25 protein-coding genes are annotated in these 26,461 nt (G+C 54.2%); 12 read left to right on the forward strand and 13 right to left on the reverse strand.

What is annotated here, in order from left to right; all coding sequences use genetic code 11:
* Window positions 1-56: 56 nt before the first annotated feature.
* The 3 genes from JKP81_RS00820 to JKP81_RS00830 form a co-directional block, all read right to left on the reverse strand.
* Window positions 57-1,964, reverse strand: a complete 1,908-nt coding sequence (locus tag JKP81_RS00820; protein ID WP_200550233.1) for a methyl-accepting chemotaxis protein — start codon at window positions 1,962-1,964, stop codon at window positions 57-59.
* Between the two features lie 212 nt (window positions 1,965-2,176).
* The gene (locus JKP81_RS00825) at window positions 2,177-3,295 is read right to left on the reverse strand and encodes a YbdK family carboxylate-amine ligase (RefSeq protein WP_200550234.1); all 1,119 of its coding nucleotides are present in this window, start codon (window positions 3,293-3,295) and stop codon (window positions 2,177-2,179) included.
* Window positions 3,296-3,380: 85 nt separating this feature from the next.
* Complete coding sequence (locus JKP81_RS00830) at window positions 3,381-4,844, reverse strand: PLP-dependent aminotransferase family protein (RefSeq protein WP_200550235.1); 1,464 nt, start codon at window positions 4,842-4,844, stop codon at window positions 3,381-3,383.
* Between the two features lie 232 nt (window positions 4,845-5,076).
* Here JKP81_RS00830 and JKP81_RS00835 point away from each other — a divergent pair, with 232 nt between their 5' ends.
* From JKP81_RS00835 to JKP81_RS00850, 4 genes are read left to right on the forward strand one after another with little or no spacing between them, the layout of a single operon-like run.
* Complete coding sequence (locus JKP81_RS00835; RefSeq protein ID WP_017458708.1) at window positions 5,077-5,925, forward strand: transporter substrate-binding domain-containing protein; 849 nt, start codon at window positions 5,077-5,079, stop codon at window positions 5,923-5,925.
* A gap of 45 nt (window positions 5,926-5,970) precedes the next feature.
* On the forward strand, window positions 5,971-6,612 hold the full coding sequence (locus JKP81_RS00840) for an amino acid ABC transporter permease (RefSeq protein ID WP_200550236.1): 642 nt from the start codon (window positions 5,971-5,973) through the stop codon (window positions 6,610-6,612).
* A gap of 14 nt (window positions 6,613-6,626) precedes the next feature.
* Window positions 6,627-7,292, forward strand: coding sequence for an amino acid ABC transporter permease (locus JKP81_RS00845; protein ID WP_200550237.1), 666 nt, complete (start codon window positions 6,627-6,629; stop codon window positions 7,290-7,292).
* Window positions 7,285-8,046: an amino acid ABC transporter ATP-binding protein gene (locus JKP81_RS00850; protein WP_200550238.1), complete on the forward strand. Its 762-nt coding sequence runs from the start codon at window positions 7,285-7,287 to the stop codon at window positions 8,044-8,046. The genes JKP81_RS00845 and JKP81_RS00850 overlap by 8 nt, the downstream gene beginning before the upstream one ends.
* Before the next feature lie 411 nt (window positions 8,047-8,457).
* Here JKP81_RS00850 and JKP81_RS00855 read toward each other — a convergent pair whose 3' ends face one another.
* The 7 genes from JKP81_RS00855 to JKP81_RS00885 all read right to left on the reverse strand — a co-directional run bounded on the left by JKP81_RS00855 (window position 8,458) and on the right by JKP81_RS00885 (window position 14,048).
* Complete coding sequence (locus JKP81_RS00855; RefSeq protein WP_200550239.1) at window positions 8,458-8,904, reverse strand: hypothetical protein; 447 nt, start codon at window positions 8,902-8,904, stop codon at window positions 8,458-8,460.
* 672 nt (window positions 8,905-9,576) lie between these two features.
* On the reverse strand, window positions 9,577-9,729 hold the full coding sequence (locus JKP81_RS00860) for a hypothetical protein (protein ID WP_200550240.1): 153 nt from the start codon (window positions 9,727-9,729) through the stop codon (window positions 9,577-9,579).
* A gap of 26 nt (window positions 9,730-9,755) precedes the next feature.
* Window positions 9,756-10,523 (reverse strand): GGDEF domain-containing protein, encoded by a 768-nt coding sequence (locus tag JKP81_RS00865; RefSeq protein WP_200550241.1) that lies wholly within the window; start codon window positions 10,521-10,523, stop codon window positions 9,756-9,758.
* Window positions 10,517-10,933: a DUF1987 domain-containing protein gene (locus JKP81_RS00870; RefSeq protein WP_200550242.1), complete on the reverse strand. Its 417-nt coding sequence runs from the start codon at window positions 10,931-10,933 to the stop codon at window positions 10,517-10,519. Before JKP81_RS00870 ends, JKP81_RS00865 begins: the two co-directional genes overlap by 7 nt.
* Entirely contained in the window at window positions 10,926-11,507 is a 582-nt protein-coding gene (locus tag JKP81_RS00875) for a SiaB family protein kinase (protein ID WP_234455451.1), read from the reverse strand. Before JKP81_RS00875 ends, JKP81_RS00870 begins: the two co-directional genes overlap by 8 nt.
* 5 nt (window positions 11,508-11,512) lie before the next feature.
* Complete coding sequence (locus tag JKP81_RS00880) at window positions 11,513-12,721, reverse strand: SpoIIE family protein phosphatase (protein ID WP_200550244.1); 1,209 nt, start codon at window positions 12,719-12,721, stop codon at window positions 11,513-11,515.
* 304 nt (window positions 12,722-13,025) lie between these two features.
* Complete coding sequence (locus JKP81_RS00885) at window positions 13,026-14,048, reverse strand: malate/lactate/ureidoglycolate dehydrogenase (protein ID WP_200550245.1); 1,023 nt, start codon at window positions 14,046-14,048, stop codon at window positions 13,026-13,028.
* 227 nt (window positions 14,049-14,275) lie between these two features.
* Between JKP81_RS00885 and JKP81_RS00890 the strand changes: the two genes are divergently transcribed.
* The 4 genes from JKP81_RS00890 to JKP81_RS00905 all read left to right on the forward strand — a co-directional run bounded on the left by JKP81_RS00890 (window position 14,276) and on the right by JKP81_RS00905 (window position 17,486).
* Window positions 14,276-15,283: an ABC transporter substrate-binding protein gene (locus JKP81_RS00890; protein ID WP_200550246.1), complete on the forward strand. Its 1,008-nt coding sequence runs from the start codon at window positions 14,276-14,278 to the stop codon at window positions 15,281-15,283.
* 15 nt (window positions 15,284-15,298) lie between these two features.
* Window positions 15,299-16,141 (forward strand): ABC transporter ATP-binding protein, encoded by an 843-nt coding sequence (locus JKP81_RS00895; protein WP_200550247.1) that lies wholly within the window; start codon window positions 15,299-15,301, stop codon window positions 16,139-16,141.
* Window positions 16,113-16,979, forward strand: a complete 867-nt coding sequence (locus JKP81_RS00900) for an ABC transporter permease (protein WP_200550248.1) — start codon at window positions 16,113-16,115, stop codon at window positions 16,977-16,979. Before JKP81_RS00895 ends, JKP81_RS00900 begins: the two co-directional genes overlap by 29 nt.
* Window positions 16,980-17,099: 120 nt before the next feature.
* Window positions 17,100-17,486: a hypothetical protein gene (locus tag JKP81_RS00905; protein ID WP_200550249.1), complete on the forward strand. Its 387-nt coding sequence runs from the start codon at window positions 17,100-17,102 to the stop codon at window positions 17,484-17,486.
* On the opposite strand, the gene JKP81_RS00910 is transcribed toward JKP81_RS00905, so the two are convergent.
* The 3 genes from JKP81_RS00910 to JKP81_RS00920 form a co-directional block, all read right to left on the reverse strand.
* Entirely contained in the window at window positions 17,480-18,313 is an 834-nt protein-coding gene (locus JKP81_RS00910) for a proline/glycine betaine ABC transporter permease (RefSeq protein ID WP_200550250.1), read from the reverse strand. The two genes, JKP81_RS00905 and JKP81_RS00910, sit on opposite strands and share 7 nt — an antisense overlap.
* An 8-nt stretch (window positions 18,314-18,321) precedes the next feature.
* The gene (locus JKP81_RS00915) at window positions 18,322-19,158 is read right to left on the reverse strand and encodes an ATP-binding cassette domain-containing protein (protein ID WP_200550251.1); all 837 of its coding nucleotides are present in this window, start codon (window positions 19,156-19,158) and stop codon (window positions 18,322-18,324) included.
* A 103-nt stretch (window positions 19,159-19,261) separates the two neighbouring features.
* On the reverse strand, window positions 19,262-20,191 hold the full coding sequence (locus tag JKP81_RS00920) for a LysR substrate-binding domain-containing protein (RefSeq protein ID WP_200550252.1): 930 nt from the start codon (window positions 20,189-20,191) through the stop codon (window positions 19,262-19,264).
* A 105-nt stretch (window positions 20,192-20,296) separates the two neighbouring features.
* Between JKP81_RS00920 and betC the strand changes: the two genes are divergently transcribed.
* From betC to JKP81_RS00940, 4 genes are all read left to right on the forward strand, one after another.
* On the forward strand, window positions 20,297-21,838 hold the full coding sequence (gene betC / locus JKP81_RS00925) for a choline-sulfatase (RefSeq protein ID WP_200550253.1): 1,542 nt from the start codon (window positions 20,297-20,299) through the stop codon (window positions 21,836-21,838).
* Window positions 21,839-21,840: 2 nt separating this feature from the next.
* Window positions 21,841-22,785, forward strand: a complete 945-nt coding sequence (gene choX, locus JKP81_RS00930) for a choline ABC transporter substrate-binding protein (protein WP_234455452.1) — start codon at window positions 21,841-21,843, stop codon at window positions 22,783-22,785.
* 323 nt (window positions 22,786-23,108) lie between these two features.
* A complete protein-coding gene (locus JKP81_RS00935; protein ID WP_200550254.1) occupies window positions 23,109-24,194 on the forward strand; it encodes a YncE family protein in 1,086 nt (361 codons plus the stop codon).
* 49 nt (window positions 24,195-24,243) lie between these two features.
* Complete coding sequence (locus JKP81_RS00940) at window positions 24,244-26,457, forward strand: TonB-dependent siderophore receptor (protein ID WP_200550255.1); 2,214 nt, start codon at window positions 24,244-24,246, stop codon at window positions 26,455-26,457.
* Window positions 26,458-26,461: the final 4 nt, after the last annotated feature.

Genomic DNA, 26,461 nt, shown 5'->3' on the forward strand with positions numbered 1-26,461 from the left:
GAAAAGCCGCATTGTCGGGGAAAGCGGCGCGCTGCGCAACGTTCCCCGACAGGCTTTTACGCTACGACGAAGCGGTCAACCAACGTCGCCATGGTTTCCGATTGTTGATCCAGCATCTGACTGGCGGTCGCCGCGCTGGCGACCAGCCCGGCATTTTGCTGGGTGACCTGTTCCAGTTGGTTCAGGGCTTGATGCACCTGCGACACGCCCAGCGACTGCTCACTCGCTGCACGCGCAATATCGCTGACAAACGCCAGCATCTGCCCGGTATGGGCTTTTGCCGATTGCAGCGCGCGGTCAGAAGCCTGCACCAGCGTGACGCCTTGCTGGATCTGCTCCATGTTTTTGCTCACCAGTTCTCGGATCTGGTGCGCGTCATTGGCGCACCGCTGCGAAAGGTTACGCACTTCGCTCGCCACCACGGCGAAACCTTTGCCCAGCTCACCGGCGCGTGCGGCTTCCACTGCCGCATTCAGTGCCAGCAGATTGGTCTGGAAAGAGATTTCGTCAATTGAACTAACAATATTTGAGATCTGCTCGCTGGAGCCGCGAATGGCAATCATGCTCTGGCTGGCTTCACCCGCCACCCGGCTTGCTTCCTGCACGTGTTGCTCCATCTCTTGCGTCAGCCGTTTGGCTTCGTTGGCGTTATCCGCCGTCTGGTTCACTGCGGTTGCGATCTGCTCCATGCTGGCCGCGGTTTCCACCAGTGACGCGGCTTGTTCATCCGTACGTGAGGCCAGATCCTGGTTCCCGCTGGCAATCTCGGAACTGGCGCCGCGCAGCACGCCCGCACCGTGTTTTATCTCGCTCACAATATGCTGAATATTCTCGATGGCCTGGTTGTAAGCTCGGTTCAGCAACGACAGCTCGTCGCTTCCCGGCACATCCAGCCGCTGGGTGAGATCGCCGTCCATCCCTTCAATCGTTGCCAGTGAATGGTGCAACTGGCGATGAATACTGCTTGCCACCAGCAGGGCGAAGAACAGCGCGATCGCCAGGGCTGCGACGCTTATCACCGCAAAAACGATCACATCGCGCCAGGCGTTATCTGCCAGACCTTTTGCCGTTAGCAGTAAGGTATTTGCTGCGGCATCTTCCACAGATTTCAGCGTATTGATGCGCGCAGTCTGGGCGTTAAACCAGTCTGTCGGCGCGATGCCAAAACCGCCGGTCGCCACATGATCAATTGCCTGCTGGCGCATCTCAAGCGCGCGCGTCACTTCCGGGGTTTGCAGTTGCGCCGCCAGCCGTTCATTGACGGCGGCAGTACTGAACGCTCGCGTTGCCGCCAGCCAGGAAAGTTGCTTGCCAACCACTTCGTTTAACTGACGGAACTGCCCGTCGGTAAACCGGTCAGCGGAAAACACGTTGGACATCAGCGCACGTTCAACGCCGGTTTGCTCTTTGGCATTCAGCACGCTGTAATATGCCGCCAGTTGATTCACAATTTCGCCGTTGTCCGTCAACTGACTAATGCCGCCCACCACATTAAGTAAATCGCTAATAATGGTGCTGTACCAGGTCAGCGATTCCGTACCGCTTACGCTGAGGGTATGAATTTGTTGGCGAAAATCAGTTATGCCTTGTTGATGCTGGCGGAATTGATCGAGTGCATGACGAATATCATTATTCGCCCGCTGGAGCGGGAATTCTTTTAACGCTTCAGCTAATTGGCTCAGTGCTTTATCAGAGAGAATATATTGTGCAGATAACTCAGCGTTAAATTGCTGACCTTTACTGCCGATATATCCTGCACTCATGCCACGTTCTTTTTGTAATTCATGAATAACGCCGCCGGCATTTTTCGCCAGATCCGTTAATGACATGATGGTGCGCATCTGCTGGCCTGTTTCCACGCGCGCCAGGATGCCGCTGGTTGCTAACCATATGAGGGCAAACAATAAAGGCAGTAAAGCCAGTAATAATTTAAATTTCATTGATAACCGGTAAATCCATCTCATACAAATGCCTCATTTTCTCGTTTGCTTTAATTCGTTATCGGAGTAGGGCGCGGGGGCTTTATTTCTAACGCAGAGCTTGTTGATATTTATCAATTCTGTTGAATTCATCTACCACTTAGTGGTTATTATTTTGAGTAATAAGAAAAAAATAACCTGCTGATTCGCAGGTTATTTAAGTTGTGGTTAAGAATAATAACTAAAAAATTAACTCTTTAGCCTGCCGCCCAAATCTCAGCATGTTTTTGCATTAATCCAATTAGCGAGCCGCCATCGGTGATAAATTCACGCATCATCTGTGCTTCACTTTTCCCGCGTTTCACCACGTTTGCCAGTTCATCCAGTGCGCTACCCGCATTGAGCTTATCAGCCGACGGCGCAAGCTTCTCCAGCAGGCGAGTGAGATCGTCAGCGATGGTGTACCGCTCACCGGTATGTACATCGGTAATCAAGCCCTCCAGCCCGTAACGGCAGGCCTGGAAGCGGTTGAATTTATACAGTAAATAATCCTGCGGCTGGTGTTTAAACGGCCGCTCAGTCAGCAGCCAGTGCGACAACGCCTGGATAAAACCGGCAACATTAATGGCGTGCGAAAGCGTTAGCGGCGTGTCCATGACCCGCACTTCAACGGTGCCGAAATGCGGGCTGGGGCGAATGTCCCAGTGCAAATCTTTAATGCTTTCAATCATTGAGGTGTAGCTCAGGCGGCGAAACAGCCCTTCAAACTCCTGCCAGTTCGCCACCCACGGCATCGGGCCATTATCCGGAAAGGAAGAGAAAATGTTCAGGCGCGACGACGCATAGCGGGTGTCGGTGCCCTGGATATAGGGCGAGGCGGCGCTGAGCGCAATAAAGTGCGGCACAAAACGGGAAAGACCATGCAGCAAATAGATCGCGTCGTCACCGTTGGTGCAGCCAACATGCACATGCTGGCCAAACACCGTCGCTTGTTGCATCAGATAACCAAACGTTTCCAGCGTGCGGCTATAACGCTCATCATTACAGATCTCCTGGCGTTGCCACTTCTGAAAAGGGTGAGTACCGCCGCCGCATATCTGCACATGGTGCTCGGATGCGGCCTGCAAAATCACATGCTGCATAGCGGAAAACTGATGCGCCGCCTGGTTGATATCCCGGCACACACCGGTGGCAATCTCCAGCATGCTTTCGGTGATGTCATGTTTGACCTCACCGGCACTTATCTGGTGTTTTACCGCTTCAATCAGGCGTGAAGAGTCCTGGCTCAAATCATAGCCCGGCGGGTTAACAACCTGTAATTCCAGTTCAATGCCGAGCGTAAACGGTTCAGAAACATGAAAATCTGGCAGTGGCATAGCGTTCTCGCGATAAAAGGGTTTGCTTCAGTATGGAAGCGATTAATCATTCCTTCCTGCGAGGCGGCGGCAACCGCTCAAAATATCAACACAACTGCGCCAGTTGGCCGCGCAACACCTCCACGCCAGGTGCAATTGCATCCGGATTGATCGCGTGAAATCCCATCCGAAAGAAGTTATCCGGCGGCGCAGCATCAAGAAAATGCCGCGCGCCTGGCTCAATCAACACGCCCGCGTGGGCGGCGCGCCAGGTCAGTTGCTGGGTGTTGATCTGTTCTGGGGTGCGCAGCCAGAAGGCGTTGGCATGTTCGCTGCCCTGCATCAACTGGCACTCCGGCAAAAAGGTGTGCAACGCGTTGTGCAGGCAATCCCAGCGGCGGGCGGAGTCTTCATGGTAGCGGCGCAAATGGGTTTCGTAATGCCCCTGCGCCAGAAAATGCGCCATCTGGTATTGAATATTGGTGGGCGGATGGCGGTACACCAGGCGGCGCAGCGCCCGTGCTTCATCAATGATTTCCGGCGCGGCAACCATATACCCCAGCCGTAAGCCCGGCGACAGTGCTTTGGACAAGCTGCTGACATAAATTACGCGCCCGCTGCGATCGCTGGCTTTCAGTGCGGGCAGCGGATTTTGCATAAAATTACTTTCCGAGTCGTAATCATCCTCAATCACCACGGCATCGTGGCAAGCCGCGTAATCGAGCAACTGCGCGCGCCGCGCTTTACTCATCGTCACGCCAGTGGGTACCTGGTGGCCTGGCGTTACATAGTAGTAGTCGCAAGGCGTTTCGTTGAGCACCAGCCCTTCGCTGTCCACGTCGTGCGGCACGATTTGCGGCTCGCTTAATAAGAAGGTGTTAATGGCTTCGCGAAACCCGGGGTTCTCCACTGCCACGCGTGTTGCGGGCGACATCAGCAAGCGCGTCAGCAGATAGAGCGCATTTTGCGAGCCGAGCGTAATCAGGATCTCATCCGGCGCGGCAACGATGCCGCGTTTTGGCAACACGCGGGTGCGGATCTGCTCAATCAACATCGGCACATCCTGGTCAATATGATCGATAACCCACGCCGGATCGCGCACGCCGCCGTGCAGCCAGTTTGCCGCCGCGCGCCAGCTCGCAAGCGGGAATTGCTGCGTATAGGGCTGCCCGTAGATAAACGGGTAGCGATAGTGCATCCAGCCCGCTGGCTTAAGGATTGATTCCTGCTGGCTGGGGGTGATTTTCAGGCGGTTGCCCCAGCGTGGTGCAGCGCTCTCGCATTCAGGTGCAGGTGGCGTTGGGTTTTGCCCGCAGCGGTAGTAATCCGGGTGCAGGTAATAACCGCTGCGCGGGCGGCTCACCAGATAACCTTCGTTGACCAGGCCTTCAAACACCAGCGCGGTGGTATTGCGCGAAACGTTAAGCTGGCTGGCAAGCTGACGGCAGGAGGGCAGCGCGGTATCCGCCGGAAAAATCCCGCTCAGAATGGCGTTGATCAAACATTCGCGGACTTGCTCCTGCAACCCGCGTTGGCCGTCAAAATTCACATTCAACAGGTGACGAATCATGCTGCCCTCCTTCGGATATATCACGTTATGCAGTAGAGCAAATTCCATACCAGCTTCCTGTTAACTGACACACTCATTCGCCAGAACTGGCTCTATTCACAAAAGCGCAAGCCTCCCTATTGTAAAAACGCAGTCATGAAAAACACACGATGTCGTGTTTCGGCATATATCTTGCAACGCTTCCGGCACACCTGGGATATACCGGTCTGGCACATTAAATAAGGGTGGAGAGATGAAAAACGTATTCGGCAAATATTGTCTTGCAGCCACGATCGCTTTGGCATTTTCCTTACACGCAGTCGCAGCGGATTTACCCGAAATTGAAAAATCTGGCACCATGAAAGTGGCGACCGAAGACGATTACGCGCCATTTAATTTTATGAATAATGGGCAGACGGATGGCTTTAATAAGGACATGCTTGAGGAATTACGCAAATACGCGAAATTCAATATTAACCAAAGTATCTTACCGTGGACGGGATTACTCGCTGCGGTTTCTACCGGTCAATATGATATGGCACTTACCGGTGCGGTAATTACCGATGAACGCCTCAATGTCTTTAATTTCACCCCGCCGTGGGCTTCTGCGCAGCACTATTTTGTCAAACGCGCCGACGATAAAACCTTAAATACCATTGCCGATCTCAGCGGTAAAAAAGTGGGCGTACAGGCGGGCAGCGCACTGCTGGCGCGTTTGCCGGAGCTGAAAGCGATGCTGGAGAAAGTGGGCGGAAAACTCGGGCCGGTGGTGGAATATCAATCCTACCCGGAAGCCTACGCCGATCTGGCGAACAAGCGCGTTGATTATGTGATTAACGTGGTGATTTCCGTCAACGATCTGGTGAAAGCCAAACCGAAGGTCTTTGCCAAAGGCCTGGCCGTTTCCGGTCCGGGTTACATGGCGTGGCCGATCCCGAAAAACTCACCGGAACTGCTGAAATTTATGACCGGTTTTATGAATCATATGACTGAAACCGGCAAGCTCACTGAGCTGCAGAAGAAGTGGTTTGGTGAAACCTATGAACTGCCGAAAGAGCCGATCACCAGCGCCGATCAGTTCCACAAGTTAGCCGGTTTGTAAGTCATCTGCGGCGGGCAACCGCCGCCCGTTTTCACAGGAGGGAACATGGACTTAATCTCATGGCAGTTATTGATTGAAGGCGCATGGACGACCCTCTGGATCTCAGGCGTGGCGATTGCGTTCGGGGTGGCCATCGGCCTGGTTATCGCCTTTATCCGCATGATGAAGATCCCGTTTATTGACCAGTTTCTGGTGGTTTACATCAGCCTGGCGCGGGCCACGCCGCTGGTGACGCTGGTGCTGTTTCTGTTTTTATCCCTGCCGACACTCGGTATTAACCTGGATAAAACGCTGGCGGCGATTGTCGCGCTGACGCTGAACACCTCGGCGTTTAACGCGGAAATCTGGCGCAACGCGTTTCGTAATTTCCCCCGTGAACAGCGGGAAGCGGCGGAATCCGTGGGGATGCGGCGCTGGACCTATTTTCGCCACATTATGTTGCCGCAAATGTGGATCGAAAGCCTGCCGGCGCTGGTTAATGAGATGTCATTTTTGATCAAAGGCAGCCCGGCGATTGCGGTGATTGGCGTGGTGGATTTAACGCGCGTCACTAACCGGATCTCATCGGTGACCTATGAACCGCTGTCGCCGATCCTCGCTGCGGCGCTGTTATACGTAATTATTATCGGCCTGCTGCTGAAGTTGCAGGGCGTAGCTGAACGCAAAGCGAAGCGCCTGGCGCGATAAAAGGCGGAGGATGTATGAATCAGTGGGGAATTATTTGGGCCGCGCGTGAGAGTTTTTTCAACGGGCTGCTGGCGACGTTAGAATTATTTATTATTGCCGCCGTGGTTGGATTATTGATTGGTGTGCTGTTTTGCTACTTGATGGAATATCAAAACCGTGTTGTAAATCGTCTGATAATTGCTTTCGTGAGCCTGATGCGAGCAATACCGTTTTTGATTCTGGCATATCTGCTTTATTACGGTTTACCGCAGTTAGGTATCAGCATGGACGCCTGGACTGCAGGGTTATTAGCGCTGGTGATTTATCACGGTGCCTATTTCTTCGAAATATTGCGTAGCCAGCGCAGAATATTCTCCTCCGGCTATATTGAAGCTGCCGTATCGCAAGGTTTTTCCCGTTATAAGATCTTCCTGCACATTATTTTGCCGAATATTGTCTCTTCCGCGCTGCCCTTAATGGGCAACCAGCTGATTATTTGCCTGAAGGACACGGCGTTTCTGTGCATTATTACCGTGCAGGAGATCACCGCCGCCGCGAACAGTGTGCAGTCCACGTACTTTATTCCGTTTAACGCCTTTATTGTCGCCATTGCGCTGTACTGGGGCATCAGCATTCTGCTGGAGTTGCTGATTAAGCGGTTAAGCCATTACGGAGCGAAAAGAGGAATGACCCATGCCTGAAGCAAGCGCGGTAAGCATCAAAAACCTGTCCAAGCAGTTTGATAACGTTGAGGTACTGCGTGATATCAATCTGACAGTAAAAAAGGGCACGGTGGTCAGTATTCTGGGTTCGTCCGGTTCGGGGAAATCGACGCTGCTGCGTTGTATGAACTGGCTGGAGCAGCCGGATCGCGGCGAAGTGCGCATCAGCGGGCAGCGCATCGGTGTGGATGAAAAAACCGGCAAAGCGATGTCGCATAAAGATCTCTCGCACATCCGTGAACGGGTTGGCATGGTGTTCCAGAGTTTTAACCTGTGGCCGCATTTATCTGTGTTGCACAACGTCAGCGAAGCGCTGGTGCATGTGAAAGGGATGAAGCGTGAACAGGCGAATGAAATTGCTCATCGGCAACTGGAAAAGGTCGGCATGAACCATAAAGCCGATGTCTATCCGATAACGCTTTCCGGCGGGCAGAAGCAGCGCGTGGCGATTGCCCGTTCGCTGGCGATGTCGCCGGAGGTGATTTTATTTGATGAACCCACTTCAGCGCTGGATCCGGAGCTGGTTAACGAAGTGCTGGGCGTGATGAAAGATCTCGCCGCAGAGGGTTACACCATGGTGGTGGTGACGCACGAGATGGATTTCGCCCGCCAGGTGTCGGACGAGGTGGTGTTTCTGGAAAAAGGATTGTTGATTGAGCAAGCACCGCCGGAGAAATTTTTCACCAACCCGGATTCGGACAGGGTGAGGAAGTTTTTGCAATCCAGCCGCTGAGGGCAGGGGTTCAGAACCGAAAAAACAGACCGCTAATCGGTATTTTTCGAGCAGTGCCGCACGTTGAAATATCTGGCAGGATTGCATTGGACTTGCCATTACGAAGCGGCTGTAGCGGTTATAAAATTACCACCTAAGTGAAATTTCACTCATTGTCAGGGTAACGCGTTCAGGGAGTTTTCTATGAAAAAATTCGATGAGTTCGACGGTTTCTGACAGACAACTTTTTGACAGGCGGGGCTCAGGCTCCGCTTTTTTACCGCACGACATGGCGTTGTCTGTGGAAATCAGTCCGACCGCGTGGCAAGTCACCAGCAATCTTCTTGTTTTTGGCGGCATTTGTACCGCTGTTTTTACTATCAGATTTAACGTGAAGATGACCCGGTAAGCATCACCCCACCGGGCCTGGTATTAAAGCGCGATAACGTCATCCCCTTGTTTGAACCAGCGCGGTGCTTTTAGCGTATCGGCGAAAAACGCCACCAGCATATAGAGCAAATCCCGCAGTACGCTTTCGGATGCAGGCGCAAGCGTGTTGCTCATCAGTAATTGCGTTAGCACCTGGCAATATCGACACAACTGGTCGGATTCGGGTTCAAATGAGGGAACATGCGCGGGAATACTTTCCACGGTCAGGCAGGCTTTCAATGCTTGCGGAACAGGTTCGAGAAGCGTCGGTTGCAACAGAGCAAGACAGGCAGAAAGTCTGCCGCAAAGCGCCATTTTTAATCGCGGATCATCGCACTCCGCCAGCACTTCCGCAAAACGCTCGCAGTTATCAGCAAGCTCGGTGAAATCGGTCGAGTGAGTGAACGGCGAAGTCAATAACGCCTGAGTCAGGGTTGGGGTAGTAGCCATAAAAAGGCCTCAAGTGAGTCATGATGCTAACCGCCACCAGAGGTTCCAATCTCATTGGTGGCGGACCGAACAGGGTTGGAACTACCGGACTCACTGACCGGCGCGTCTTACGACGCCCCTGTTCGGCCCACCATTGAGGTATGACCGAACGCACGACATAACAACATGCCGCCTGTGAGTGAGCAGGGTTCCAATCCCGACGCCTGATTTTGCAGGCGCGGAGAGAACATATGACTAACACGTACAAGCGGCAAGGGATTATAGCTAACCTGATGAAGGGATTACCATTCCTGGAAGCAGCTTCGCAAAACTTTTGTTTTTTAGAGAAAGAATGAAAAGCACGTGCGAGCCATATCGCGGGACGTCGTTCCAGCCGCAATAAAGGATTTTTATAAGCAACGATATTACAGCGGTGGGGTTGTGTCCCCGCTGAAATCGGCGAGCCGGAGCACCGACGACAAGGTCTGGGCGCCAGGGATGGCGACCAGAGGCGAAACGAGACAGGACGTCGAGTCGAGCCGGCCGAAGTCGGAGATGCGGGAGGTGAGCGTAGTGCGAAGCACCGATTTCCCGCGGGGCCGCGGGGATTGAAAAGGGGGGCGCGGCAAGCTCCCCTTTTCCCGTTCACGTGCGGTGATGTTCAGGTGTCTGCCGAACGTCTGGTGAACGGAACTATTCCACAATGCCAAACCGTTCCACAATGCCAAACCGTTCCACAATGCCAAACCGTTCCACAATGCCAAACCGTTCCACAATGCCAAACCGTTCCACAATGCCAAACCATTCCACAATGCCAAACCATTCTGCAGAACCAAACCATTCCACCAGACACCGCCGAAACGCCTACTCCCTCAATGCTGAACATTTTCCGACGACACCCCCATTTTCACCTGTGGGCGAAAAAAATCCTCATGCAGCGCGACCTGGTTACGCCCGCGCTTTTTCGCGTGATACAGCGCGGTATCCGCCGTGCTATACAGCGTCTCAAAATCGCTGTCTTTATGCCCCAGGCTGACACCAAAACTGGCGGTCACCAGTTGCTGGGGAAGCACCTCGAGCGGCGAGGCATTCAGCGATGAGTGAATATAACTGGCCGTAATCATCGCCTCTTCGACACGCGCTTTTGGCAGCACAATGGTGAATTCTTCGCCGCCGACGCGACCAATCGCCGCGCTTTGCGGCACGGCGCGGCGAATACGCGCCACCAGCGCACAAATCACGCGGTCGCCCATCGGGTGGCCATATTCATCATTAATGCGTTTGAAATGATCAATATCGAGCAGGATCAGCGCCACATGGCCGGTCGTCAGCCCCTGGTTAATGTGATTAATGATTGCGCTGCGGTTAAACACGGCGGTCAGCGGGTCGTGCGTCGCCTCATATTCAAGGCGTGCCGCCAGCTGTTGCAACTGCTCATTCATGCGATTCAGCTCGCGCTCGGCGCGATCACTGCGCGAAATCAGGCGATACGATTCGCGGATCAGCCGCTGGTAGTTTTTTGCCACCGCCCACAATTTTTCGCGGCAGACATCGGCCGTCAGCCTGTCGTCAGCAGCGGCCAGGCGGGCATCTTCGAGAACGGAATAATCCTCCTTGAATAGCTCATTGATATCTAACATGCGTTAATGTCCGGGATAAGAAAAACGGCCAGCGACGGGAAATCGATGCGCAGCTCCTGGCCAAACTCCTCGGAGATATCGTCTTCGGCGTCATAGTACCAGTACAGCTCACACGCCGCGCCGCCTCTGGCGTAATCATTCAGGCTTTCGAACAGCGTAAATAGCAGTTTGGTACTGGAGCTGTTGAAGTAGCTCAGTGCCACATGCAACTGGAGCGGCGAGTGCGTCTGCTGGCCAGTCTGCAACCAGCCTTCCAGTGCATCCATCAGCGGGCGGAAAAATGCGGCGGCATTTTCCGGGTAAGCTTCGCCTTTCAGCATCAGGTGTTGGGTGGCAAAATCAAATTTCACCTCCGGCGTCGCGGCGGTGGCGGGCAATTCAATAGCCGGCGTCAGTGTCATATCAGTCATGGCAGAACGTTGCCTTTAAGTGAAAGGCGGACAGAGAACTCGCCGCCAGAGGGTGAATGCGATATTCCAGCGGCAGGCTGGTGTCCCGCGCCATGGTCAACAAACCAATGTTCGCGCCTTTACTGGTGACAGGAGCTTCACTGCGTAGCCCCTGTTTCCAGGCATCGCGGATCTCCGCCTGCGACATACCGCGCAACACATCGAGATTTGTCTGCAATAACGAGGACGCTTCCGGCCCCACCAGGTTTGCGGTTTCGAGGTAATAGTGGGTTTGATCCATATGAAAGCAGACCGAACCGAAGCGCAGCTCTTGCTGTTCAGTCGATAAATACCGGTCGTCTGAGGAGTAGCGCACAATGTTTTGCCCCATCTCGATAAAAGCTGAGAACAACTTTCTGCGTGTTATCGCTGAGGATTCATGTTTATCCAGCCATGTGCGAATGACTTCGCCCAGCGAAACAATATGCTGCTGGGAAAAATAGCCCGTATAAAAAAGCTCAACGGCGTTTTGCCGTTGCAGCGTAAAAAGGGGTAACAGAACGGCTTCTTTGACCTGCAGGTCGTTTATTTGCATGTTATTCACCAGCGAAAACCAAACCACGTCATGTCATCGCGCGACGCCTGCTGACCCTGCCAGGCTTTCAGCGCCGCGAGCAGGGCGTCGGAAAGTGCAGGCATCGGCAGCGTGCGGTTTTGCGCTAACAGTGACTGAATACGTTTTTTGCCAAACATTACCTTGCGCGGGCCGCCTGGCTGGTCGGTCGCGCCATCAGAAACAATTAAGAATGTGTCGCCACGGCACAATGGAGCCTGGTAGCGCTGCCACTGGTAATCCACCGGTGTGTCGGTGTAGCCGACACCTTTGCGGCAGCTTTCAAGCGTTGCTGCGCTGTCTTTTTCCGCGCTGAGCACGAAAGCGTGCATCCGCGCGCTCGCCCAACTAACCTGCTCATGTTGCGTGTCGACAAACAGAACAAGGGCGTCACAGCCATCGTTGGACTGGCTGCGATCGGCAGAAGGATGCACCTGGCTGAGCGTCTGTTTGATATGTTGGTTGATCAGGCTGAGCAATTGTTCCGGCGCGTTCGCAGGGGCGAGGCTGAGCGCTTTTTCCAGCGCCGAGGAGAAAATAAAGGTCATAAACGCGCCGGGAACGCCGTGCCCGGTGCAATCCGCCAGCACCATCAACCAGCCATTTTCCACGTGCTGAAAAGCATAGATATCGCCGCCAACGCAGTCGCGCGGGTGCCAGTGCAGGCACCAGTCATCCAGCGTTTTTTCAATGGTATTGCGCGATCGGCTCAGCATGGATTCCTGAATAATGCGCGCGTATTCAAGACTTTGCATAATTTGCAGATGCTGTTTGGCCTGTAAATCAGATACCGTGCGGATAAGGTCAATGCCCAGGCCAATACCGATGTATTGCCCCTGCTGGGTGAGGATAAACCCTTCGGTGACGGCTTTGTCGCCGGTTTCGATCACCCGCTCGGACAGATATTCGAGACCGGAATCGGCATCGACAATCAGCGGGTTTTTATCCATAAACGCGATGCAGCTTTTCTGATCATACAGTTCATGAAAAAACGGACGGCTCATCTGCGACAGAAAAATATGCCGGTTAATCATGCCAATAGGACGGTTATTTTCCAGTACCGGCAGGCCAATCAATGATTTGTGTTCATTGAACAGTGACATGACCTGCACATTATTGGCATCCGGTGTCACGTGCGGGACGGCAAGGCGCAAGATACCAGCATTAAGCTGTCGCGAAGAGAGCGGTATATCCATGATTCAAACAGCATCCCGATATAAGAATAATCTTAGGTTAAGGCGGGTTTGTGACGGTTTGATTTCAATTAAGTAAGCCAATGAATAACGGGAGATTATTGCTCCCTAAGCGAAACCACAGTCATATCTGCGGCGGCGAGAGGAGAGGGGATAAAAAAAAGCCCGCACTTGTCAGGCGGGCAAATAATACTGGAAGCAATGTGAGCAATGTCGTACCGAATACTTGAGTGATTTGCTCAACTATTCGGTAATGCGAAAGATAATCTTTATCATCTTTTCGGTCAACCCCAACTTTTGTGCGACTTCACTGATTTAATGCCTCGAGTTCAAGAAATTCGCGCCAGCTCACATCATCAATATAAATACCTGCGTGCTGGCGACGGGTGTACGCACGTCGTTCCGGCTCGCCGGGGATTTGCACATCCCGCTCTTCTTGCCCTTCGCGCAGATAGTCGATCTGCGCCAGCAGTGCGTGCTGATATTGCTCACCCGCCCCCAGCTTTTGTGGGTCGAAAAGAATCGACAACATATTATTGATGATCCCTGCGCGCGGCGGGATTTGGTGGCTTTCCGTTTCACCGCCGGTCAACGCTGCGCCGAGCAGGCTGCAAATCAGCGATAACCCTGCGCCTTTATGCCCACCGAACGGCAACAATGCGCCGCGCGGTTCCGTCATTAATACACCCGGATCGGTTGTTGGTTGCCCGTGAGCATCCACGGCGCAGCCTTCCGGGATGGATCGCCTTTCATTCCACGCGATGCGGGCTTTATTCCCGGCAATCGCGCTGGTCGCGAAATCCAGCACCACCGGCGGGCGTCCCGGCAGCGGCACGCCCACGCAAAACGGGTTCGTGCCGAGCCTGGCGTGCAGCCCATTAAACGGTAGCACTGCTGATGGCGCGGCAACGTTAGCAAAATGGATAGACACCAGCCCGGCAGCGGCGACCTGTTCCGCCCATGCGCCAATGCGGCCAAGGTGGTGTGAATTGGCTAAGCCGACAATCGCCACGCCAGACTGTTCTGCGCGGGCGATGCCTGCCGCCATTGCTTGCTCGCCCAGCAACTGACCAAAACCGTGGTTGCCGTCAAAAGAGAGGATCGCGCCTTCTTCACGTACCGTTTGCAGGCTGGCATTGGCGTTCAAATCGCCGGCCAGGATGGCGCGAATATACCGAGGAAGCAGTGTCACGCCGTGCGAGTCGTGGCCTTTTAACGACGCTTCCACCAGGTTATCAGCAACTTTCTGCGCAATTTCAGGCGCGGTATTCACCCGCAGCAGGTGTTGTTGCAGCAGCGCGCGTAACTGCTGATGTGAAAATAGCGGCATAATCCCTTAACTCACTAAGGATAATAAAGAGGAGTTTTCGACTATAACGACGATGCAGAACGTGCCTAACCATTAAAAATAACTATCTTTTCCTGCCGCATGAATAAAGCGATGAGTAACATCTCATTGTGATTTTTTAACTAAGCATTACTGATTAAATCATTTCCATTTTCTTATCCCACCAGCCAATCATTTTCGTTTGAAAAATTAAAAAACTGGGGACAGGCATGAATACAATAAACAAAACGCTCGCCGGAGCGCTGGCGCTTTTTACCTTAAGCGGCATTGCGCATTCGGCATTTGCCGAAGGGAAAATCAGCATTGCGCAGCAATTTGGTATTGGTTATTTAATTCTTGATGTTGTACGCGACCAGCAACTTATCGAAAAAGAGGGTAAAAAAGAGGGGCTGGATATTACCGTTGACTGGCGCACTATCTCTGGCGCTACGGGAATGAATGAAGCGCTGCTTTCCGGCGCGCTGGATGTCGCTTCTGCAGGCGTACCGCCGCTGCTGACGCTGTGGGATCGCACCAAAGGTAAGCAGAACGTGAAGGCCATTGCTTCCCTCGGTTCAATGCCAAATTATTTGCTCAGTAATAACCCGGAGGTGAAAAGCATTAAAGATTTGAGCGATAAAGATCGCATTGCGGTGCCGGCTGCTGGTGTCGGTTTTCAGTCCCGCACATTACAGATTGAAACCGCTAAATTATATGGCGATGCAGATTTTAAACGCTTCGATAATATCAGTGTTAGCCTGCCACACCCGGACGCCAGCGCGGCGTTAATTGCCGGAGGATCAGAAATTACCACCCATTTCTCCAGCCCGCCGTTTCAGTATCAGGCTCTCGAACACAGCAACGTGCATAAAATCTTGAGTTCATATGACGTATTAGGCGGACAGGCAACGTTTAACGTGCTTTATACCACGCAGAAATTCCACGACGAGAACCCGAAAACCTATAAAGCTTTTTATCGCGCGCTGAGCGAAGCCGCGAAAATCATTAATGCGGATAAGAACGCCGCCGCCGAAACCTATATTCGTGTGGAAAAATCTCGTCTGCCATTACCGCTGGTGCAGAAAATCGTCAATGACCCGGAAATAAGCTTCACCGTCTCCCCGGAACGCACCGGTGTGTATGCGGAAAAACTGCATGAGCTGGGCGTACTGAAAAACAAAGCCGACTCGTGGAAAGCGTACTTCTTCAGCGAAGCGTGGGAAAACCCGGGCAGCTAACCTCAGGAGGCAACGATGGCAATGCATCCGCATGACGGGCCGCTATTACAAGTCAGCCACGTCGATATTGAGTACCGCACCCGCGAGCGGCAGGTGCGCGCGACCCATGATGTCAGTTTCGACGTCTGGCCTGGCGACCGTTTTATTCTGCTCGGACCATCTGGTTGTGGAAAATCGAGCCTGCTGAAAGCGGCGGGCGGTTTTCTCGCGCCGCGCAGCGGGCAAATTGTCTTGCAGGGCGACGTTATCACCGCACCTGGACCTGAACGGATGATGGTGTTTCAGGAGTTCGACCAACTGCCGCCGTGGAAAACGGTACTGGAAAACGTCATGTTCCCGCTCCTGGCGAGCCGCAAAGCGAACCGCGCACAGGCGAAAGAGGCGGCGCTGCATTTTCTGGGCAAAGTCGGGCTGGCGGATTTTGCCGATGTGATGCCGCATATGCTTTCCGGCGGCATGAAACAGCGCGTGGCGATTGCGCGGGCGCTGGCAATGAAGCCGCGCATTTTACTGATGGACGAACCGTTTGCTGCACTCGACGCGCTGACACGGCGCACGATGCAAGAAGAGTTGCTGGCGTTATGGGAAGAGGAGCGTTTTACGCTGCTGTTTGTCACCCACTCAATTGAAGAAGCGTTGGTGGTCGGCAGCCGTATTCTGGTGCTCTCGCCGCATCCCGGGCGGGTCAGGGCAGAACTGAACTGCCATCAGTTCACGCTTAATGAATTCGGTAGCGAAGCGTTCCAGCAGGCGGCGCAGCATATCCATGATCTGCTGTTTCCGGCTGGTGGCGCTGGCGCATCCCCCTCATCTGACAAGGAGCCGGCTTATGTCGCAGCCACCGTACATTCGTCCTGAATTTGAACGCGAACTGCCGCCGCTGCGCAATGTGCCGGTTGAAATACCGTTACCGCTAAGCCAGCGCTTGTGGAATCAGGCGTGGCTGCGCAAGTCGCTGATTGTGCTGCTGGTACTGGCGCTGTGGGAAGTGGCGGCGCGGGTACAGCATAACGACTTGATGCTGCCGGGCGTGCTACAAACCTGGCACGCTTTCAGTGAAGATATGCGTAACGGCGAACTGCCGGAAAAAATCATTAACTCACTGAGTATTTTGCTGAAAGGTTATTTGATTGGCAGCCTGCTGGCGCTGGTCGCCAGTGCGCTGGCGGTGACAACACAGTTTGGCCGTGACCTGCTTAGCACGTTAACGGCGATGCTCAACCCGCTGCCGGCGATTGCGCTGTTGCCGCTGGCGCTGCTGTGGTTTGGTCTGGGGAATGCGAGCCTGATCTTTGTGCTGGTGCATTCGGTGATGTGGCCGATTGCGCTCAATACCTGGTCTGGTTTTAGCGGTGTGCCGGAGACATTGCGCATGGCGGGGCGCAACTATGGCTTGAGCGGGCCACGTTACGTGCTGACGATCCTCATCCCGGCCTCGCTTCCGGCGATCCTCTCCGGTTTAAAAATTGGCTGGGCTTTTGCCTGGCGCACACTGATTGCCGCCGAGCTGGTATTTGGTGCGTCCAGCGGACAGGGCGGGCTGGGCTGGTATATTTTCCAGAACCGCAACGAGCTGTTCACCGACCGCGTATTCGCCGGGCTGGTAACGGTGATCGCCATTGGTTTACTGGTGGAAGGCGTGGTCTTCGCCAGCCTTGAGAAAGTGACCGTTAAACGCTGGAGAATGCAGCGTTAAGCGCCGCACGTTTTTCCCGCCTGCCCGGCGCCGCCGGGCAAAACAGTGATCCCGGCTAATGCTTTTGTCAGGTTTTGTCAGTACTATCCTCTGCGCGAAAAAACAGACAACGAGTAAGCGATGACCCTCTTCTGGTGTGTAGTGCCAATATTGCTGTTGTTCTTTGGCAAAGCGTGGAGTTCGGCGAAGATCCGCGAATATTACCGCCGCTCGCAGCGCGCTCTGGAAGCGACCGTGGCCAGCGAGATGGATAACCAGCAACCTTCCTGGATAAATGATGTCGCGCAGCGTGCGCAATTCACCGCCTCGCTGTGCGAGCTGTGCATGAAAAAAGATGTGCCAGACTGGTTTCTGGAGAGCATTGCCGGCAACGACGAAGGGATGCGTTTTCTCACCCGACACGCCGCGCTGATGGAAACCTTTGGCGCGCCATTTCGCGACCAGGTGCAGGCTGCCGCCGAGCTGGTCGACGGCGCCTGGCAACGTTCAAAATTACGCGGTTATTGATGAGCCGGGCGGCGGGCAAAGCTGGCGGATAATCGGTCCAGCAAAATCGCCATCAGCACCACTACAATACCGCTTTGCAACCCAAGCCCGATTTCCAGTTGTTGAATGCTGCTGAGAATATCGTTGCCCAGCCCGCCAGCGCCGACCATTGAGGCGATGATGACCATCGACATTGCCATCATGATGGTCTGATTGATGCCCGCCATAATTGACGGCTGCGCGGCCGGAAGTTGCACCTTCCACAACAGTTGCCACGGCGTACAACCAAAGGCGATCCCCGCTTCCAGCCGTGCAGTGTTGACCTGGCGGATCCCTAAGTCGGTTAAGCGCACTACCGGTGGCATCGAAAACAGGATCGTGGCGAAAATACCCGGCGGGCGACCAAGGCCAAACAAAATGGTGGCCGGGATCAGGTAAACAAACGCAGGCATGGTCTGCATAAAATCGAGCAGGGTACGCACAATGCTGCCCACCGTTGCTCGCCGCGCGCTCCAGATCCCAAGCGGAATACCGAGCAGCAGGCTAAAAAAGGTGGAGGAGAGTGTCAGCGCCAGCGTAATTGCAGCATGTTCACTGTAGCCGCTATAGATGATGTACAGGGTTGCCAGTAGCGCGAACAGCGCAAATCCTTTGCCGATGCGCCACGCGCCAAGCCCGACCGCCAGCACCACCAACCCCCACGGCGAGAGCGCGCTAATCAACTGTTCAAGACCACCGGCAAACAGATCAATAACGCTCGCGATGCCGTCGAAAAGCCCGCCCGCATTTGCCAGTAACGCGTGGACAGCATCATCAATCTGCCTACTAAAATCTAATGGGTAAGCCATGGTATTCCTTAACGAGTGCCCCAGATATCGGCGTAGTTTTCCGCCAGTTGCCAGCGGGAAACGTCCACCCCGGAGAAAAAGTGGCGCACATAAGGTGTAGCAGGGGCGTTTATCAGCACTTCGGGTTTACCTACCTGTACCAGTTTGCCTTTTTCCATTATCGCGATGCGCGAACCCAGCCGTAGCGCCTCTTCCATGTCGTGAGTGACAAAGACGATGGTGCGTTGCGAGCCCGTCTGTAGCATCAGCAGCAGGCTTTGCATTTCGCGGCGGATAATCGGATCCAGTGCGGAAAACGCTTCATCCATTAATAGCACCGTCGGTTCTACCACCAGCGCCCGCGCCAGCCCAACGCGCTGCTGCATGCCGCCAGAAAGCTGGTGCGGATACTGCTCAGCAACCTGTGCAAGGCCCACTTTCTCCAGCATGGTCAGCGCCCTGGCTTCCCGCGCTTCACGCGGAATACCGGCAACTTCAAGACCGAAGGCGACATTTTCCAGTACCGTGCGCTCATCAAATAGCGCAAAAGACTGAAACACCATACTCATATGCTGGCGGCGCAGCGCAATCAGCTCATGCTCAGACAACGTTGCCAGCGCACGTCCCTGAAAAGTGACGTCGCCAGAAGTGGCCGGGATGAGATGATTTAAGGTGCGCAGCAGGGTCGATTTGCCCGAGCCGGATAAGCCCACAATGACAAAAATCTCACCGGCAAAAATCTGCAAATGAATATCTTGCAGGGCTTTTACCGGTACGCTTTTTTCCCGGCGTGAAAAAATACTTTTTCGACGTGTGGAATAATAGTCTTTATCCACTGCGCGTAACTCAAATAAAGGTTGCGACATAATGTTTGCTTTATTTTGGGGTTTCGCGTTCACACTAACGTAAAAGAATTGACCGGAGTATTTATTTTAACTTTGCTGATATGCTTTTTCTGCATGAGCTTATTTAAAAAACGGCAATTGACGTTGTGTTTTCATGAAAGCCCCAGGCTTCATCTAATAACCATGATTTGACTTTTTCCTGCTGGGCGGAAATCGGTTTATGGCTGGCAGAAATAAGATAATAACCGCGCTCGGTTCGCACCGCCGGGCCGCACTGCGCTAACTGCTGATGAGTAATAAATGGCGCAATTAACGGCTGCCAGCCAAGGGCAATGCCCTGGCCTTCCAGCGCCGCCTGGATAACCAGCGAGTAAGCATTAAACGTACGCGAGGCGCTATGGCTCTGGCCGAAAATCTGGTGGTAGCGGAACCAGTCCTCCCAGCTTATCCAGCGCTGCGGACGGGTTTCCGGCAGCTTTAACAGCGGATAACGTAGTAGCGCTTCCGTCTGCATGTTTTCCCCCATTTTTTGCTTTATTTCCGGGGTGCAGACCGGGAACACAATTTCCGGAAACAGGCGCTGGGTCTGCGTTCCCGGCCAATTTCCCTGACCAAAATAGATAGCCAGATCGGCATTGCTGTCGCGAAAATTGTAGTCATTAGGCGAGGTGGTAACCTGCACTTCCACGCCGGGGATCAGCGCCTGCAAACGCTCCATTCGCGGTAGCAGCCAGTAGCTGGCAAAACCCATATCGGTGTCGATGCGCAGCACGTTGCGCTTGCGCCGGGTGCGCTCCAGTTGCTCGCTGATGTCGCTCAGGCTGCTGCGTACAATCAGGTACAGACTATGGCCGGACTCGGTTAACTGTACGCCGCGATGCCGCCGCTCAAATAACGGGGCATCAAGCCGGTTTTCCAGCATTTGAATGCGCTGGCTCACCGCCGGCTGGGAAAGCCCCAGCTCATTTCCGGCGGCGGTGAAATTACCTAATCTTGCCGCCGCCTCAAATACCACCAGCGCCTGTAAAGGCGGAAGTTGTAATTTATCTGCCATAATTCCACCTTATTTCATGATAAAGAAATAACCCCTTCACAGGGGAATATACGCGTGAGATAAACGTATCATGTTTTTTACGTCTATTTTATTTTTGGATGTCGCATGCTTATAAAGAAACCGAATATCGTTATTCTTATGGCCGACCAATTAACGGCCAGCGCATTAAAAACGTATGGGAATAAGGTTAGTCTGACACCGAATATTGATAAATTAGCCAACGAAGGGGTGGTATTTGAATCTGCCTACTGTAATAGTCCGCTGTGCGCGCCGTCGCGCGCCGCATTGATGACCGGGCAATTTATTTCACGCAACGCCGTTTATGATAATGCCGCCGAGTTTCATGCCGATTCACCGACCTTTTGTCACTACCTGCGCGAGCAGGGTTACCGTACCTGGCTTTCCGGCAAGATGCATTTCTGCGGTCCGGATCAGCTCCACGGGTTTGACGAACGCCTGACCACCGATATCTACCCGGCAGACTTCGGCTGGACGCCGGACTGGGAGCGCCCGGAGCGCCGTCTTGACTGGTATCACAACATGAGTTCGGTGCTGGAAGCGGGGGAGTGTGTGCGTACCAACCAGCTTGATTTTGATGACGAAGCGCTGTTTCTCGCACGCCAGCGTTTATATGATGCCGCACGTCGGCCGTCGGAACAGCCTTTTATGTTGCTGCTGTCGCTGACTCATCCGCACGATCCGTTCGCCATTCCGCGTCGCTATCTCGATCGTTTTCGCGAAGAGGATATCGATCTGCCGCAAACACGCCGTGAAGACGTGGAAGACGACGCGCATTCGGCACGCTTGCGAGCGATGTATCAACTGGAGGAAGGGCTGCTTACCGACGACCACATTCGCCGCGCGCGTCACGCCTATTATGGTGCACTGGCGTATGTGGATGATTGTTTCGGCGAGGTAGTAAAAACCTTGCAGGACACCGGGCTTGCGGAAAATACCGTGGTGCTGGTAATCGCCGATCACGGTGAAATGTTAGGTGAACGCGGCCTGTGGTACAAAATGACTTTCTTCGAGAATGCGGTGCGTATCCCATTTATTGTGCATAACCCGGCGCGGTTTACGCCGAAGCGTATCGCACAAAGCGTGTCGCTGGTGGATCTGCTACCGACGCTGGTTGAACTGGCAAGCGGAGAAGACCGCAAAGCGCAGGCGATAGCCCCGCTCGATGGCAACAGCCTGGTGGCGCATTTGCGCGGCGAAAATGGCCCGGATGGGGCGTATAGCGAATACCTTGCCGAAGGCGCGCTGGGACCGATGCTGATGATCCGCCGTGGCCCGTGGAAATACATTCACTCTTTTAGCGAAGCGCCGCAGTTATTCCACTTGCAACGCGATCCCCATGAGCGCGAAAACCTGGCGACACACAACGAATACCAGACGGTGGCAGATGCTTTTGCCGCTGAAGTGGACGCGCACTGGGATGTGGCGGCGCTGCGTGAGCAGGTGCTGGCAAGCCAGAAGCGGCGGCTCTTTTTAACCCGCATCGCCGGACGCGATGCCATTCCAAAATGGGATTTCCAGCCGCAGCAGGATGCGTCGCAGCGCTACATTCGTAACCACCAAACGCTGGATGAACAGGAAGCTTTTGCCCGTTATCCGCACCCTTTAAAACAACCGGCCGGGAAATAACAATGAATCACACTGTGAGCAAACTTTTACTGCTGGCGCTGGCTGGCAGCGTTTCACTGAACGTTTTCGCCGCCGACGCTGAGCGCTGCGCGACGGTGACCCAGTCCGATCCGGGTTGGACGGATATTGCCTCAACCAATGCGCTTTCTGGCGTGGTGCTTAACGCGCTGGGTTACCAGCAAAAAGTGCAGAATCTCTCTGTGGCGCTGGCTTTTCAGGGGCTGAAAACCGGCCAGGTGGATGTTTTTCTGGGTAACTGGATGCCTGCGCAGGAGCCGGTGATCGGTAAATTTACCGCCGACGGCGCAATTAAGGTGATCGGCGCAAACCTGCCTGCAGCGCGTTTTACGCTGGCGGTGCCGGATTATGTTGCCGCAGCCGGAGTGAAAGATTTCGCCGACCTGCAAAAGTACGCCGATAAATTTCACCATAAGATTTATGGGATTGCGCCGGGCGCGCCGGCCAACCAAAACCTGAAAAAGATGCTCGATAAACATGATTTCGGCCTGCAAAACTGGCAACTAGTGGAATCGAGCGAGAGCGGCATGCTGGCGCAAGTGACTCGCGCAGTGGAACGCAAAGAGTGGATCGTCTTTTTAGGCTGGGAGCCGCACGCCATGAACACGCGCTTTAAGCTGGCCTACCTGAGCGGCGGCGACAGCTACTTTGGTGCGAATTATGGTAGCGCGACGGTAAACACGGTGACACGCAAAGATTTCGCCACCGATTGCCCGAACCTTAATCGTTTTTATAGCCAGCTGAAGTTTGATGTCGCGCTTGAAAACGCAGTAATCACCCGCGTGCTGGATAAACAAGAAGATGTCAACGCGGCGGCGAAAGCCGAGCTGGCACAACGTCCGGAACTGTTAAAAACGTGGCTCGCGGGTGTTACCACGCGCGACGGTCAACCTGCACAACCGGCCGTTGAGAAAGCGCTCGGTCTGTAATTTCCCCACTGTTCACGCCGGATGTCTGCATATCCGGCGCTTTTCGCTTTTTTTTACCGCTCAATTTATCCCCACGACAGCGAAGTGAAACGATAGTTCTTGCTCGAAAGTAAAGAATGCGTATAGTTCTCATTCTCTTTAGTGTTTGTGGGCGCAGCAAGGATCTTCCCCGCAATAATAGTGAGCGTAAAGGCTGACAGGGAACACTGAAAAGCCGTGACGAGCTGCGCCGGGCCGAATCTGCCCTCATCAAACGATCGCGCACATGATGCGTGGCGTGGGCGCTCGTCTGCCTTGATGACATTAACGGTAAAGGATCTCCCATGAAGATGAACACCTCCGTGCTGGCTCTGCTGGCGGCGATGACGCTTGCCGGTTGCAGCGCACATAACATCACCAGTGCACAGCCTGCAGCACCAGCAGCAAAACCTGCGGCGGCGCAGCTACCTGAAAATGTGGTGAAACGCTCTCTTACCAGCGGCTTGTATGAAATGGCGCTCAGCCCGCAGGGCGATGCGCTGTATGTTGCCAGCGCGGAAGGCTTTAAAGATGTGCAGGGCGGGGTGGTTTACAAACTGGATCCGAAAACGCTAACAACCCTCGGCGCGACTCACACCGACCTGAAAAACTTTGGCATGGCTCTCTCTCCGGATGGCAAAACCGTGTATGTCACCAATTCGCTGGACGGCGGCGTGAGCGCTATCGACACCAGCAACGGCAAAGTGCTTTCCCGCACATTGTTCCCGGAACGCAACGAAAAAGGCCTGCCCTACGGTGCGCGTGAAATTGTGCTGCATAACGGCAATTTATATATCGGCGCCGTTGCCGATCCGGCGCTGGTGTGGGTGGTCGACGCGAAAACCCTGAAGGTCAAAGCGCGTATCAAAAACGCGGGCAAATGGGTGACCGGCCTGCACTTCTCTGCGCAGACGCAACGTTTGTATGTGGCGAATGGTGGCGGCGAAATTCTGGTGGTCAACCCGCGCAATAACCGTATCGAGCAACGCTGGAAACCGTTGGGCGACAAACCGGCGCTGCTGTTGAATATCGCTGAAGATGAGGCCACCGGCCGCTTGTTCGTCACCGATAATTCAAAAGCCAAAACCACGCTGGTGCTGGATATTCACAGCGGCAAAATCGTGAAACAGCTTGAGGGCGATGCGCTGGCGGTGAAATTCAACGCTAAACGCCATGAAATCTATATTACCCAGCGTGAGTCCGGCAAAGTGCTGAGCCTTGATGCAACCAGCTATGCCGTAAAACAGCGCTGGGAGCTGCCGCCGCATCCGAACAGCCTGCTGCTTTCCGCCGATGGCCAGACGCTGTTTGTCACCGTCAAACAGGCGTTTAACAAAGATCACTCCACCAACGGCCCGGATAGTGTCGTCAGGATCGATCTGAACAAGTAATGACGCTGGCCTGGAAACGGGCCATTTCTTTTTATTTCAATAGTTAATAATGATGAATAACCGCAAAAAACATTCGATACCTTTGCGCAAGACCTTGCTTGCGCTGGTCATTGGCGCGGTCGCGCATAACGCACAGGCAGCGACGGCTGACGCCAGCGTAAAACCCACGCATGAAGAAACCATTGTTGTGCAGTCCGCTGCCGGCAGTGATTTCAGGCCCGGCGGCAGTGAACTGGTTCCCGCGTTTCTGGACGGACAAGTGGCGCACGGCGGCCGCCTTGGCGTGCTGGGCGAGCAAAAAGCGATGGATGTGCCGTTTAACGTCATCGGTTACACCTCGAAGCTGGTGCAGGATCAACAGGCAAAGACTATCGCCGATGTCGTTAGCAACGATGCCGGCGTGCAGGTTGGCCAGGGTTACGGCAACTTTGCCGAAACGTACCGTATTCGCGGCTTCCAGCTTGATGGCGACGACATGCTGATGGGCGGGCTGGCGGGCATTGTGCCGCGCCAGATTGTCGATACCCAGATGCTGGAGCGCGTGGAGATTTTTAAAGGTTCGAACGCGCTGATGAACGGTTCTGCGGGTTCGGGTGTAGGCGGCATGATTAACCTCGAACCGAAACATGCCGAGGATACGCCGCTCACCCGCGTGGGTGTCGATTACACCACTCGCTCACAAGTCGGTGGTTCGCTGGATGTGGGGCGTCGCTACGGTGATAACAACCAGTTCGGCGTACGCATGAATTTGCTGCATCGCGAAGGGGATGCTGCGGTAGAAGACGATCATCGCCGCACGACGGCGGCGTCAATTGGCCTCGATTATCGTGGCGAGCGCTTGCGCACGTCGCTGGATCTCGGTTACCAGAACAAAACGGTTCACGGCGGCGAAATGGGCGTCAATATCAGCGCCGTCGACTTTATTCCGACGCTGCCGGATACCCGTAAAAACTACAGCCAGCGCTGGGCGCACAGTGATATTGAGAACGAATTTGGCCTGGCGCGCGCCGAATACGATCTCACCGATGACTGGACAGCTTACGGCGCGTTTGGCGGCCAACATGCTCATGAAGACGGCACCTATGGCGCGCCTAAACTGTTTAATAAAAACGGTGACGCCACTTTCAGCCGCATGGATACGGTGCGGATTTCCGACTCCTGGAGTGGCATGGCCGGGTTGCGCGGTAACTTCGATACCGGTTTTGTTTCCCATAAAGTGAATGTAGGTTATTCGGCGAACATCAAGCGTGACCGCGTGGCCTGGACTCAGTCCGATCAAAAAAATCTGCCGGTGGTGAACATTTATGATCCCTCTGCGATCCCGCTGCCGGACAATTTAACCCATAGCGGCAACTACAGTGACCCGCTGACAACCGCGCGCTACCGCTCGCAGGGTTATACGCTGAGCGACACGCTCGGTGTATTCGAGGACCGGCTGCTGTTTACCGTGGGCGCGCGTCACCAGAAACTGTGGGTGCGCAACTACAGCAATGCCACCGGTGCGGAAACCACCACTGCGCGTTATACCCAGGATCGCTGGATGCCGACGTACGGTGTGGTCTATAAGCCGTGGGATGTTGTCTCTTTCTACGCCAACCATACCGAAGCGCTACAACCGGGCGGCGTGGCGCCGAAGACGGCGGAAAACCGCTATCAAAGCGTGGGGATTGCGCATTCTAAACAGAACGAAATTGGCGTGAAAACGGACTTTGGCCGCATTGGCGGTACGCTGGCGTTGTTTGAAATCAAAAAGCCGACCGGCATTCTTAACAGCACGACCAATGTTTACGGGCTGGACGGTGAGCAGCGTAACCGTGGCGTGGAGTTGAATCTGTTTGGGGAGCCGGTGCTCGGTCTGCGCCTGAATGGCAGCGCGACCTGGCTGGATGCGGAGCTAACGAAAACCAAAGATGGCATTAATCAGGGTAACCGACCAATTGGTGTGGCGAAATTCTACGGGGTGATGGGGGCCGAGTATGACATCAAACCGGTCGATGGCCTGACCGCCACGGCACGCGTGAACTATACCGGCTCGCAATATGTAAACACCGCCAATACCCGCAAACTCGACAGTTACACCACCCTCGATCTTGGCCTGCGCTACCGTATGCAACTGAATGCGGAGAAAAACGAGATGGTCTGGCGCGTGGGCGTGGATAACGTCACCAACGAGAAATACTGGGCCAGCGTTGAAGACAACGGCACCTATATTTACCAGGGCGATCCGCGTACCGTAAAAGTCTCAATGAGTTACGACTTCTGATAGG

It is taken from the genome of Kosakonia sp. LAM2021, from assembly GCF_016620385.1.
GTDB classification, from domain to species: domain Bacteria; phylum Pseudomonadota; class Gammaproteobacteria; order Enterobacterales; family Enterobacteriaceae; genus Kosakonia; species Kosakonia sacchari.